This window comes from Allobosea sp. RIT-PG3_2, assembly GCF_057321085.1.
In genome coordinates, this window is record NZ_JBXWCA010000008.1 from 101,814 (window position 1) to 115,011 (window position 13,198).

10 protein-coding genes are annotated in these 13,198 nt (G+C 67.0%); 8 read left to right on the forward strand and 2 right to left on the reverse strand.

All coding sequences use genetic code 11. From position 1 onward, the window contains the following. The first annotated feature begins 45 nt into the window (after positions 1-45). The 7 genes from kdpB (at position 46) to AC2FAN_RS21025 (ending at position 10,065) form a co-directional block, all read left to right on the forward strand. The gene (kdpB, locus tag AC2FAN_RS20995) at positions 46-2,103 is read left to right on the forward strand and encodes a potassium-transporting ATPase subunit KdpB (protein ID WP_485176160.1); all 2,058 of its coding nucleotides are present in this window, start codon (positions 46-48) and stop codon (positions 2,101-2,103) included. A gap of 12 nt (positions 2,104-2,115) precedes the next feature. After that, complete coding sequence (kdpC, locus tag AC2FAN_RS21000) at positions 2,116-2,685, forward strand: potassium-transporting ATPase subunit KdpC (protein WP_485176161.1); 570 nt, start codon at positions 2,116-2,118, stop codon at positions 2,683-2,685. Between the two features lie 67 nt (positions 2,686-2,752). Then, positions 2,753-5,455, forward strand: a complete 2,703-nt coding sequence (locus tag AC2FAN_RS21005) for a sensor histidine kinase (RefSeq protein WP_265050283.1) — start codon at positions 2,753-2,755, stop codon at positions 5,453-5,455. Further along, positions 5,452-6,144, forward strand: a complete 693-nt coding sequence (locus AC2FAN_RS21010; RefSeq protein WP_265050282.1) for a response regulator transcription factor — start codon at positions 5,452-5,454, stop codon at positions 6,142-6,144. Before AC2FAN_RS21005 ends, AC2FAN_RS21010 begins: the two co-directional genes overlap by 4 nt. An 11-nt stretch (positions 6,145-6,155) precedes the next feature. Then, positions 6,156-6,596, forward strand: a complete 441-nt coding sequence (locus AC2FAN_RS21015; RefSeq protein WP_485176163.1) for a PTS sugar transporter subunit IIA — start codon at positions 6,156-6,158, stop codon at positions 6,594-6,596. A gap of 205 nt (positions 6,597-6,801) precedes the next feature. Continuing rightward, on the forward strand, positions 6,802-7,500 hold the full coding sequence (locus AC2FAN_RS21020) for an invasion associated locus B family protein (protein ID WP_485176164.1): 699 nt from the start codon (positions 6,802-6,804) through the stop codon (positions 7,498-7,500). A gap of 165 nt (positions 7,501-7,665) precedes the next feature. After that, complete coding sequence (locus AC2FAN_RS21025) at positions 7,666-10,065, forward strand: transketolase-like TK C-terminal-containing protein (protein ID WP_485176165.1); 2,400 nt, start codon at positions 7,666-7,668, stop codon at positions 10,063-10,065. Positions 10,066-10,116: 51 nt separating this feature from the next. Here the strand turns inward: AC2FAN_RS21025 and AC2FAN_RS21030 are convergent, their stop codons facing one another. Together AC2FAN_RS21030 and AC2FAN_RS21035 are read right to left on the reverse strand one after the other, a co-directional pair. Continuing rightward, positions 10,117-10,422 (reverse strand): hypothetical protein, encoded by a 306-nt coding sequence (locus AC2FAN_RS21030; protein ID WP_485176166.1) that lies wholly within the window; start codon positions 10,420-10,422, stop codon positions 10,117-10,119. A 115-nt stretch (positions 10,423-10,537) separates the two neighbouring features. Next, a complete protein-coding gene (locus AC2FAN_RS21035) occupies positions 10,538-11,650 on the reverse strand; it encodes a hypothetical protein (protein ID WP_485176167.1) in 1,113 nt (370 codons plus the stop codon). A gap of 453 nt (positions 11,651-12,103) precedes the next feature. Between AC2FAN_RS21035 and AC2FAN_RS21040 the strand changes: the two genes are divergently transcribed. Continuing rightward, the gene (locus AC2FAN_RS21040) at positions 12,104-13,138 is read left to right on the forward strand and encodes an aspartate-semialdehyde dehydrogenase (RefSeq protein WP_265050276.1); all 1,035 of its coding nucleotides are present in this window, start codon (positions 12,104-12,106) and stop codon (positions 13,136-13,138) included. Positions 13,139-13,198 lie beyond the last annotated feature (60 nt).

A 13,198-nucleotide genomic window follows, 5' to 3' on the forward strand; every position in this document is an offset into this window, starting at 1 on the left:
CTGACCCGTCTTGGGTCCCGCGCACGCCACGACGGAGCTTTCGTCATGAGCCATTCCAGATCCGGCAGCATCCTCGACGCCCGCATCCTCGTTCCGGCGCTCGGCGGCGCCTTCCTCAAGCTCGACCCGCGCAGCCTCGCCAAGAACCCGGTGATGTTCGTCGTCGCCGTCGTCTCGGCGCTGACCACGATCCTGCTCCTGCGCGACTGGCTCGCCGGAGCGGCCCATCTCGGCTTCTCCTTCCAGATCGTGCTCTGGCTCTGGTTCACGGTGCTGTTCGCCAATTTCGCCGAAGCCGTGGCCGAAGGGCGCGGCAAGGCGCAGGCGGATTCGCTGCGCCGGGCGCGTGCGGAAACGCAGGCCAAGCTGCTCAGCGGCAACGACCGCGGCAACTACAGGCTGGTGCCGGGACCGAGCCTCAAGCTCAACGATGTCGTGCTGGTCGAGGCTGGCGACATCATCCCCTCCGACGGCGAGGTGATCGAGGGCATCGCCTCGGTCAACGAGGCGGCGATCACGGGTGAGTCCGCCCCGGTCATCCGCGAATCCGGCGGCGACCGCTCGGCCGTGACCGGCGGCACGCAGGTGCTGTCCGACTGGATCCGCGTACGCATCACCGCGACGGCGGGCTCGACCTTCATCGACCGCATGATCGCTCTGGTCGAAGGTGCCGAGCGCCAGAAGACGCCGAACGAGATCGCGCTCAACATCCTGCTCGCGGGCATGACGCTGATCTTCGTTCTGGCCACCGCGACGATCCCGAGCTTCGCCAGCTATGCCGGCGGCGCCATTCCCGTGATCGTCCTGGTCGCGCTGTTCGTGACGCTGATCCCCACGACGATCGGCGCGCTGCTTTCCGCGATCGGCATCGCCGGCATGGACCGGCTGGTGCGCTTCAACGTGCTCGCCATGTCCGGCCGCGCCGTCGAGGCGGCTGGCGACGTCGATACGCTGCTGCTCGACAAGACCGGCACGATCACGCTCGGCAACCGCCAGGCGACTGCGTTCAAACCGGTTCGGGGCGTCAGCGAGCATGAGCTGGCCGATGCAGCCCAGCTCGCCTCGCTCGCCGACGAGACGCCGGAAGGGCGTTCGATCGTCGTGCTCGCCAAGGAAGCGCATGGGATCCGGGCGCGCGATCTCGTGGCGCTGCACGCCAGCTTCGTGCCCTTCACCGCGCAGAGCCGGATGAGCGGCGTCGACCATGACGGCTCCAGCATCCGCAAGGGCGCGGTCGATGCGGTCCTGAACCATGTCCGCGCCGCGGGCACCGGCGGCGATTCCGAGGCGGTGCGCGAGGTGCAGGCATTTGCGGAGGAGATCGCCAAGGCCGGCGGTACGCCGCTCGCGGTCGCTCGCGACGGCAGGCTGCTCGGCGTCATCCAGCTCAAGGACATCGTCAAGGGCGGTATCCGCGAGCGCTTCGCGGAACTCCGCCGCATGGGCATCCGCACGGTGATGATCACCGGCGACAACCCGATGACCGCCGCGGCCATCGCGGCCGAAGCCGGCGTCGACGATTTCCTCGCGCAGGCCACGCCCGAGAACAAACTCTCGCTGATCCGCGAGGAACAGGCCAAGGGCAAGCTCGTCGCGATGTGCGGCGACGGCACCAACGACGCGCCCGCGCTCGCCCAGGCCGATGTCGGCGTCGCCATGAACACCGGCACGGTGGCGGCGCGCGAGGCCGGCAACATGGTCGATCTCGACAGCGATCCGACGAAGCTCATCGAGATCGTCGAGATCGGCAAGCAGCTCCTGATGACGCGCGGCGCGCTGACGACCTTCTCGATCGCCAACGACATCGCGAAGTATTTCGCCATCATCCCAGCGATGTTCATCGCCTTCTATCCGCAGCTCGGCGCGCTCAACTTCATGCAGCTCGCCACGCCGCAGAGCGCGATCCTCTCCGCCATCATCTTCAACGCGCTGATCATCGTCGCCCTGATCCCGCTGGCGCTGCGCGGCGTGAAGTACCGGCCTGTCGGCGCTGGCGCGCTGCTCTCGCGCAACCTGCTCGTCTACGGCCTCGGCGGCATCATCGTGCCGTTCATCGGCATCAAGGCGATCGACATGGCCGTCACGGCCATCGGCCTGATCTGAAGGATTCCAGCCATGCTGAAGCATATCCGCCCCGCGATCGTGATGATCGTCACACTCACCGCCATCACCGGCCTCGCCTATCCGCTGGCGATGACCGGGCTCGCCCAGGTACTGTTCCCGCGCCAGGCGGCAGGCAGCCTGATCGAGAAGGACGGCAAGGTGATCGGCTCCGAGCTGATCGGCCAGTCCTTCGCTGATGCACGTTATTTCCACGGCCGGCCCTCGGCAGCTGGTGACGGCTATAACGCCACGAGCTCCGGCGGCTCCAATCTCGGCCCGACCAATCCGAAGCTGACCGAACGCATCAAGGGCGATGTCGCGACGCTGAAGGAGGAGAACCCGAAAGCCGCCGTGCCGATGGATTTGGTGACGACATCGGCCAGCGGGCTCGATCCGCATGTCTCGCCGGAGGCGGCTTACTTCCAGGTGCCGCGTGTCGCCAAGGCGCGGGGGGTCGGCGAGGCCGATCTGCGCAGCCTCGTCGCGGCCCATGTCGAGGGGCGGCAGTTCGGCATCCTGGGCGAGCCGGTGGTCAACGTGCTGAAGCTCAATCTCGCTCTCGATGCGGGCACGGCGAAATAACGCTAAGGAAGAGCGCGGTGGCCGGAGCGATCCTGCCGCCGCGCCTTTTGAGGATTTTTGTCTACCCATGCCGGACGAGCTTCGTACCGAGCCGCCAAGGCCTTCGCCGGATGCGCTGCTGGAGCAGGTCCGCGGCGGGATGCGTGGCCGGCTGAAGATCTTCCTCGGTGCCGCGCCCGGCGTCGGCAAGACCTACGAGATGCTGTTGGCCGGCCGGGCCCGTCGCGCCGAGGGCGTCGACGTCATCATCGGCATCGTCGAGACGCATGGCCGGCACGAGACGCAGGCGCTGATCGAGGGTTATGAGGTGGTGCCGCGGGTCGAGGTCGCCTATCGCGGCCAGAGCGTCGAGGAGATGGACCTCGATGCGGTTCTGGCGCGGCGGCCGGCGCTCGTCCTCGTCGACGAACTGGCTCACACCAACGCGCCGGGCAGCCGCCATCCGAAACGCTATCTCGACGTTCTCGAGCTGATCGAGCGCGGCATCGACGTCTACACCACGCTCAACATCCAGCATGTCGAGAGCCTCAACGACGTCGTCGCGCAGATCACCCGCATCCGCGTGCGGGAAACCGTGCCGGATTCCATCATCGACCGGGCCGATGCGATCGAGATCATCGACCTCACGCCTGAGGACCTGATCAAGCGGCTCGACGAGGGCAAGGTCTATCTGCCGGAGACCGCCAAGCGCGCCGTCTCCAATTATTTCTCGCCGGGCAACCTGACGGCGCTGCGCGAGCTGGCGCTGCGGCGCACGGCGCAGCGGGTCGACGACCAGCTGCTCAGCCATATGCAGGCGCATGCGATTCCGGGACCATGGGCGGCGGGCGACCGGCTGATCGTCTGCATCGACGGCAGCACGCGGGCCGCTTCGCTGGTGCGCCATGCCCGGCGGCTCGCCGAGAAGCTGAAGGCATCCTGGACCGCGCTGCATATCGAGGCGCCCGGCCGCGCCGGACCCTCGGAAGCCGAGAAGGACAGGCTCTCCGCTGCGATGCGGCTCACGGAGCAGCTTGGCGGCGAGGCGGTGATCCTGCCGGGGGAGACCGTCGTTGACGAGGTGCTGCGCTATGCCACCTCCAAGAATGTCAGCCATATCGTCATCGGCTCGCCGGGCGTCTCGCGCTGGCGGGAGGTCCTGTTCGACTCGGTCGCGCAGGCGCTGATCCGTGGCGCCGGCGACATCAGCGTCCACGTGATTCCGGGGCAGGAGGCGGGTGCCGAGGAAGTCCGGATCGCCAAATCCGCGGGCCAGCGCCGGATCGAGCCGGGGCCGTATCTCGCGGGCATCGTCTTCGTCGCGGCGGCCGCCGGCCTCGGCACATTGCTCAACCTGTTTCTCGACGTTCGCAATATCGCGCTCGTCTTCCTGATGGCGGTGCTGACCTCGGCGGTGACGGCGGGGTTGTGGCCGGCGCTGTTCACCTCGGTGATCGGTGCGCTGGCCTTCAATTTCTTCTTCCTGCCGCCGCTCTACACCCTCAACATCAGCGACCCCGAAAGCGTGCTCGCCTTCGCCTTCTTCCTGGTGGTCGCCCTGATCGCGAGCAATCTCACCGCCCGTGTCCAGCGCCAGGCGGCGGCGGCACGCCAGCGGGCGCGGACGACCGAAGACCTCTACCTGTTCTCGCGCAAGCTCGCCGGGACCGGTACGCTCGACGACGTGCTCTGGGCGAGCGCCTACCAGATCGCGGCGATGCTGCGCGTGCGCGTGGTCATCCTGCTGCCGGAAGCCAACAGCATCGCGGTCAGGGCCGGCTATCCGCCCGACGACAGCCTGGTCGATGCCGACATCGCCGCCGCCCACTGGGCCTGGGAGCATGATCGCCCGGCCGGGCGCGGCGCCGATACGCTGCCCGGCGCAAAACGGCTCTATCTGCCGCTGCGAACCGGGCGGGGCGCCATCGGCGTGATCGGGCTCGACAGCGACAAGCCAGGCGCGCTGCTGACGACCGAGCAGCAGCGCCTGTTCGACGCGCTGGCCGATCAGGCGGCGATCGCGATCGAGCGGGTGCAGCTCGCTGCCGACGTCGACAAGGCGAAGCTCGCTGCCGAGGCGGACCGCTTGCGCTCGGCGCTGCTGACCTCGATCTCTCATGATCTCAAGACACCGCTCGCCGGGATCATGGGCGCAGCCGGCACGCTGCGCGACTACGGCAAGGCCATTCCCGAAGGAGACCGCTCCGAGCTGCTGGGCACGGTGGTCGAGGAGGCCGAGCGACTCAACCGCTTCATCGCCAACCTGCTCGACATGACGCGGATCGAGGCCGGCGCGATGGAGCCGAATTATGCCCTGCTCGATGTCGGTGACGTCGTCGGCGCGGCGCTGCGGCGCGCCGGCAAGATTACGCGCGGGCACAGCATCGACCTGTCCCTGGCGCCGAACCTGCCGATGCTGCGGCTCGACCCCGTGCTGTTCGACCAGGTCCTGTTCAATCTGATCGACAACGCGGCCAAATACGCGCCGGACGGCACGACGATCGGGGTCCGCGCCCGCTCGGAAGGCGAGGTGGTGGTGCTGGATATTCTCGATGAAGGGCCGGGCCTCCCGCCGGCCGATCTCGAACGGATCTTCGACAGCTTCTACCGCGTCGGCAAGGGCGATCAGGTCCGCGCCGGCACCGGGCTTGGCCTCGCGATCTGCCGCGGCTTCGTCGAGGCGATGGGCGGGACGATCACCGCGGCCAACCGCAGGGACCGGCAGGGCGCGGTGTTCACGATCCGCATGCCGATCCCACCCGAGGCTCACCAAATGAAGGTATTGCCATGACCACGATGGCCGTCCGGGTGCTCGTCGTCGACGACGAGCCGCCGATCCGCAAGCTGCTGCGCGTTGGGCTGGGGACCGAGGGCTATACGATCAGCGAGGCCGTCAACGCCAAGGACGCGATCGCACGGATCAATGCCGAGGCACCCGATCTGGTGCTGCTCGATCTCGGCCTGCCGGACATGACCGGCCAGGAGTTGCTGCGTCTCTGGCGCGGCGAGGGGCGTACGCTGCCCGTCGTCATTCTGTCGAGCCGCACCGACGAGGCGGGCATCGTCCAGGCGCTGGAAGCGGGGGCCGACGATTACGTCACCAAGCCGTTCGGCATGCGCGAGCTGGCGGCGCGGCTGCGCGTGGCATTGCGCCACAAGCTGCACCAGCAGGGCGAGAAGCCGATCTTCCGCACGGGCGAACTCTCGGTCGATCTGGTGCGCCGGATCGTGCAGGTCGGCGGCGCCGAGGTGAAGCTCTCGCCCAAGGAATACGACATCCTGCGGGCGCTGGTGCAGCATGCCGGCAAGGTCCTGACCCATCGGCATCTGCTGAAGGAGGTCTGGGGCGGCAACGAGGACGTGCAGTATCTGCGCGTCTATATCCGGCAGCTGCGCCAGAAGATCGAGCCGGTTCCCGAGCAGCCGCACTACATCACGACCGAGCCGGGCGTCGGCTACCGATTGCGCGAGAGCGACTGACGGCGATGAAGATGTCCGATCTGATCACGCCCGGTGCCATCCTGACCGGGCTCAAGGTCTCAACGAAGGAGCAGTGCCTGGATCGCCTCTCGCAGCATGCGGCCGGGCTCACCGGCACGGCGAGCGAGGTCATCGGCTCCGCCCTGAAGCGCCGAGAAGCCCTGGGGTCGACCGGAATCGGTGGCGGCATCGCCATGCCCCATGCTCCCGTCGCCGGCCTGTCCGCGCCGATCGGCCTGCTCGCCTGCCTGGCCAAGCCAGTGGATTTCGAAGCGGTCGATGGCGAACCGGTCGATATCGTCTGCCTGATCCTCACGCCCGATGCCGCGCAGGGGCAGCATCTCAATGCGCTGGCCTGCGTCGCCCGGCGCCTTCAACGTCCGGAGGTGCGCGATGCGATCCGCCGCGCCCGCCAGCCGCAGGGCGTCCATGCCGTGCTCTGCGAAGCCTAGAGGCAGGGGGCGTGGGCGCGGCGCAGAAGCTCCGCGCGCCGTATTCGTTGCAGATATATTCCACATTCAATTCGTTAAAATGTAAAACTTGCTTGGATGTCGAGAGATAGACGTCGCTTTATTGAAGGCCGTGCGCGATTTCGCCTTTCTCTCTCGAAGAGTTTCTGCAATACCGCTGCCGACATCTTCAGCCGAACGTACCGACATGCATCGCCATCATCTCCAGACCGTCTCGCTTGCCGCCGCCCTCATGATCGGCTCTCTCGCCGCTGCGCCCGTGCTGAGGGCCCAGGAGGAGCCTGCTCCCCAGGCAGCCCCTGCTGCGCCCGCCGCGCCGCAGCGTCCCGCCGCTCCGCGTCCGGCTGCCAAGCCGCCGGCGAAACCGGCCCAGCCGGTCGCGCAGGCTCAGCCGTCCGCTCCGGCCATCAGCCAGCCTGCCACACAGGCCGCCACGCTGCCGAACGGCGCCACCGCGATCAACGAGACCTATGGCGACTGGACCGTCGATTGCCGGATTGCCAATGGCCAGCGCCTCTGCGTCCTGCTGCAATCGCAGGGCAACAGCCAGACCGGGCAGCGCGTCTTCGCCATCGAGCTACGCACACCGAAGGACGGGCGGGCCGAGGGCACGATCCTGTTTCCGTTCGGCATGAAGCTCGAGAGCGGCGCGGTCCTGCGGCTCGACGACAAGGATCTCGGGCAGGGCCTGCGCTTCTCGACCTGCATGGCACAGGGCTGCCTGCTGCCGATCTCCTTCCCGACGGTCGCGACCGACGCGATGAAGTCCGGCAAGGCGCTGACGGTGGCGGCGCTCAACCTGGGGAACAACGAGCCGGTTTCCTTCAACGTCACGCTGACCGGCTTCGCCGCGGCGCTCGACCGCATCGCGCAGATCGACAAGTAGCCGCTTCCAGGCCGCCGGCCGGGCACTCGTTTTGGTGATTTCCGGCGGTTCCTCGGGCTATCGTGGTGGAAGGCGCCAAAGAAGGCTGGCTCCACACTGAAATTTGGTTCGTCCTGCCAGAGCTTCCGTGCATGATCGGCTGCACTGGGAGTTCGGGCCAAAACAATGACAACCAACGATCCGCGCCTGCCGTTTCTTGCCGAGTTGGAGAAGAAGATTCTCTGGCTGGCGTCGTGGACGATCCATAACGCCAATCATATCCGCGCGAGCGACGATGGCATGAAGGTCGGCGGCCATCAGGCCTCCTCGGCCTCTCTCGCCACCATCATGACCGCTCTCTACATGGCCGCGTTGAAGCCGCAGGACCGGGTGGCGGTGAAGCCGCATGCCTCGCCGATCTTCCACGCCATCAACTACCTGATGGGCCTGCAGACGCGCGAGAAGCTCGAGAATTTCCGCGGCTACAAGGGCGCGCAGAGCTATCCCTCCCGCACCAAGGACATCGACGACGTCGATTTCTCGACGGGGTCAGTGGGCCTTGGCGTCGCGCAGACGCTGTTCTCCTCGCTGACCCAGGACTATGTGAAGGCGCATGGCTGGGCGAAGGATCGGCCAGAAGGCCGCATGGTCTCGCTGATCGGCGATGCCGAGCTCGACGAGGGCAACATCTTCGAAGCCCTGATGGAGGGCTGGAAGCACGGCCTGCGCAATACTTGGTGGGTCATCGACTATAACCGCCAGTCGCTCGATGCCGTCATCCGCGAGGGGCTCTACGACCGCTTCAAGACGATGTTCCGCAATTTCGGCTGGGATGTCGTGACGCTGAAATACGGCTCGCTGCAGCAGGCGGCGTTCAAGGAGAAGGGCGGCGATCGGCTGAAGGCCTGGATCGATACCTGCCCGAACCAGCTCTATTCGGCCCTGACCTTCCAGGGTGGTGCAGCCTGGCGCAAGCGGCTGATGGACGATCTCGGCGACCAGGGCCCGGTGACGAAGCTGATCGAGAAGCGTTCCGACGCCGAGCTTTCCAAGCTGATGTGCAATCTCGGCGGCCACGACCTGCCGTCGATCCTCGAGGCCTTCGAGGGCATCGACCATGACCGGCCGGTCTGCTTCCTCGCCTATACCGTGAAGGGCTTCGGCCTGCCGCTGGCCGGGCATAAGGACAACCATGCCGGGCTGATGACCAAGGAGCAGCTCGACGGTTTCCGCAAGGCGAACGGCGTTCGCCCCGGCCATGAGTGGGATCTGTTCGAGGGGCTGGATCTGCCCGAGAGCGAGGTCCGGGCCTTCCTCGACAAGGTGCCGTTCTTCTCGCAGGGCCGCCGGCGCCTCTCCGCCGCCAAGCTGCCGGTCCCGGCGACGCTGCCGGCCGGCATCCAGGCAACGATGTCCACACAGATGGGCTTCGGCAAGGTGCTGGACGAACTCGCCAAGGCGGGCGGGCCGCTGGCCGACCGCATCGTCACGACGGCGCCGGACGTCACCGTCTCGACCAATCTCGGGCCGTGGGTGAACCGGCGCGGGCTCTTCGCCAAGGCGTCGATGGCCGACACCTTCAAGGACGAGCGCATTCCCTCGATGCAGAAGTGGGAATTCTCGCCGCAGGGGCAGCATGTCGAGCTCGGCATCGCCGAGATGAACCTGTTCATCAATCTCTCGGCGCTCGGCCTCTCGCATTCGATCTTTGGCGAGCGGCTGATCCCGATCGGCACACTCTACGATCCCTTCATCTCGCGTGGGCTCGATGCGCTGAACTATGCCTGCTACCAGGACGCGCGCTTCATGGTCGTTGCGACCCCGTCCGGCGTGACGCTGGCGCCGGAGGGCGGCGCGCACCAGTCGATCGCGACGCCGCTGATCGGCATGAGCCAGGACGGGCTCTGCGCCTTCGAGCCGGCCTTCGTCGACGAGCTCGCGGTGATGATGCGCTGGTCCTTCGACTACATGCAGCGCGACGGCGAGGGCGATCCGGACGAGCGGACCTGGCTGCGCGACGAGACCGGCGGTTCGGTCTATCTGCGCCTTTCGACCCGACAGGTCGAGCAGCCGCAGCGCAAGATGACGCCGGAGCTGGAGCTAGATATCATCGACGGCGCCTATTGGCTGAGAAAGCCGGGGCCGAACGCCTCGGTCGTCGTCGCTTATACCGGCGCCGTCGCGGCGGAGGCGATCGAGGCCGTCGGGCTGCTCAGCGAGGACCGGCGCGATGTCGGCCTGCTCGCCATCACCTCGGCCGATCGGCTCAATGCCGGCTGGCAGGCGGCGGAGCGGGCGCGCCAGCGCGGCAACGCTGCGGCGACGAGCCATATCGAGCGGCTGCTCGGCGAATTGTCACGCGATTGCGGCATCGTCTCGGTGCTGGACGGGCATCCGGCGACCCTGGCCTGGCTCGGCAGCGTCCATGGCCACAGGCAGAAGGCGCTCGGCGTCGAGCATTTCGGCCAGACCGGCACGGTTGCCGATCTCTACCGGCATTTCGGCATCGACGCGAATGCGATCGTGCATGCCGCGAACGCGGCCGCGCCGGGGCGGCCGGTGCGTTATCTCAAGGCGTTGCCCTGAACGACATGCGTCATCCCGTGCGCGCCGCAGCACGCACGGGATGACGCTGGCTCAGAAGCGCGGTGTCGCGAAGGTATTGGCGAACGGGTTGACGCCGGCGCCGATGCGGCCGGGCAGGGTGCCTTCGCCGTAGAGCTCGCCGGTGCTCGCATAAACCGGCGAGGCATAGCTGTGCTGGTTGGCGTAGCGGTTCAGCGAGCCGACGGGAACGACGTTGCCGGCGTCGAAGTAGCTGCGCTTCTGGATGGTGACGCGCAGGGGCCCGCGCCGGCTTTGGGCTTCGGCGATGGTGGCCATGACGGTCGATGCCGCCAGAGCGATGGTGAGGGCAGTGGCAACACGCTTGAACGGCGTCATGGCGGCGATCTCCGGGAGTGGATGCACCCACTCGATGTAAGCATCCATAATCCGGCGCAAAGAGTAGCGCGCTGTCGTTAACAACTTTGTTAGCGCCGATGAGTTTCGCGGAGCCTCAGGGCTGGCGGCGAGCTGGTCTGTCGCGATTCCTGCGGGTCTCGCTAGCGACGCGCGGAGGCTCGGCGCTGGCGGTCTTCATCCGCAGGGCCGGCAGGTTGCCATCGACGTCGAGCCAGGAGGTTTTCCGGCCACTGGCCGAGAGACGTGGCGGGGCGCAACCCGGCTGGCGCTTGAGCTCGCTGCTGGCAAAGACGGTGCGCAACTCCTGATCGGCCCCGGCATTGGCAAGATCGAGCCGGTCGATGAGGCAGGTCAGCTGCCGGCGATCGCTCGGCTTGGACGCCGCGCACCACCAGCCGCTCATCGCGAAGGTCGCTTCGCCCGGCGGCGTGCGGAAGGCGACGCAGGAGCGGCTTTCCGCGCCTTCGCCCAGGACGACATCGGCTGTTTCCAATGGGCCGAACCGGGTCTCGGTCGGGATGGGAGCGCTGCTGCGTTCGATGGCGTGTCCACGCTGAGCGGTGTCATGCACCAGCGCAACCATGAAGGAGCGGCTGCCGGCGGCGGCGCCCTCTCCGGTGGCGAGGCGCAGAACGAGATGCGCTTTCGGCTCGGCAAAGCTGCCGAAGCTCAGAAGATCCTCACGCCGGCTGCCGTCCTGGCTGCGTCGGGTTTCGAGAGACGGGGCTTCCCGGCCGAGTTCTGAAGCCTCCAGGCTGAACATCGCCATGGGGCGGGGGATCGCGACCCAATCCTCCGCAGTGGCAGATTGGCGCGGCCGGCGTGGGGTTGCTGCACCCTGAGCCATGGGATTTGCGGAAGGAAGGGCAAGGCCGGCGAGCCTCGGCTGATCCTCGTCCTTGGCCGAAAGGCCGGTGACCAGGATGGCGGTCATGCCGATTCCGCCCAGCGCTGCCGCGCAGCGCCAGGCGAGGGCTCCGGTCAGGCCGAGGCCGCGGCGCGGCAGGAGATGACGGCCGAGCCGCAGGGTCCAGTGGAAGCCGGCTTCGATGCGGTCGGCACAGCCGATGAGGAGTGGTACGGCGTCGATCCCGGCGAGGCGCGCGGCGATGCTGCGGCCGATGGCAACGGCACGGCCGAGCCACGGCCTGAGCCGATCGAGCCCTGCCTGCAACCTCGACACCGCATCGACCCAATGCAAACGCAAACCACCATTCCCCTACCGCGTCATGGCGGCTCGCCCTTCGTTCGGGGTGCAGGCTGGCCGCGAAGAGTCGCCGGGCGGTTACCGGCCGGTGCCGATCGGTCGGCAGCATGAACGTTCGGTCAACGAGCAGGGTTAATGGCCGGCGCTTGCCGGATCGTCAGGGGGAGATTGACTTTTTCGCGCGGCGGGTGTTCTGACAGGGCCGTGGTGCAGCGATGCGCCGCGAGCGAAGTTTTCAGCCCTTCGGGATTGGCTCTGTGACTGTCCGTCAGACGACGACGAAACTCACGACCAAAACGACGACCGGGAAAGCCGGTACGTCGCGCTGACGCTTCGCCTCGGTTCCGGGTCCATCTCCCCCCGGCGGGGGCAGATTGCCGAACCCGCCCGAGGACTGGGCGGGGCGGCCCCAAAGGGAGACGCGAACCGCTTTCATCCGCAAAGGATCACATCATGAGCTTCAAGGTCGCAGTGGTCGGTGCAACCGGCAATGTGGGCCGCGAGATGCTGGACATTCTCGCAGAGCGCGCCTTCCCGGTCGGCGAGGTCGTGGCGCTGGCATCGTCCCGTTCGATCGGCACCGAGGTTTCCTTCGGCGACAGGACGCTGAAGTGCAAGGCGCTCGAGCACTACGATTTCTCCGACACCGATATCTGCCTGATGTCGGCCGGCGGCGAGGTGTCAAAGGTCTGGTCGCCGAAGATCGGCGCGCAGGGCGCCGTCGTCATCGACAACTCCTCGGCCTGGCGCACGCATCCCGACGTGCCGCTGATCGTGCCGGAGGTGAACGCCGCGGCTGCTGCCGGCTTCACCAAGATGAACATCATCGCCAATCCCAACTGCTCGACCGCGCAGCTCGTCGTGGCGCTGAAGCCGCTGCATGATCGCTTCGGCGTGAAGCGCGTCGTCGTGTCGACCTATCAGTCGGTCTCCGGCGCCGGCAAGGAAGGCATGGACGAGCTCTTCAACCAGACCCGCGCCGTTTTCTCGGCCGGCGAAGTCGAGACCAAGAAGTTTCCCAAGCGCATCTCCTTCAACCTCATTCCTCAGATCGACGTCTTCATGGAGGACGGCTTCACCAAGGAAGAGTGGAAGATGATGGTCGAAACCAAGAAGATCCTCGACCCGAAGATCAAGCTGACCGCGACCTGCGTGCGCGTGCCGGTCTTCATCGGCCATTCCGAGTCGGTCAATATCGAGTGCGAGAAGCCGATCACCGCCGACGAGGCGCGCGAAGTGCTGCGCACGGCGCCGGGCATCCTCGTGATCGACAAGCACGAGCCGGGTGGCTACATCACCCCGCACGAGGCGGCCGGCGAGGACGCGACCTACATCTCGCGCATCCGCGAGGATTCGACGGTCGAGAACGGGCTCGCCTTCTGGTGCGTCTCCGACAATCTGCGCAAGGGCGCGGCACTCAACGCGATCCAGATCGCCGAGGTACTGGTCAACCGCAAGCTGATCCAGCCGCGCAAGCAGGCGGCCTGAACGGGCTAGACGGGCATTTGAGGAAGGCGGGCTTCGTGCCCGCCTTTTCTTTTTGAGGCA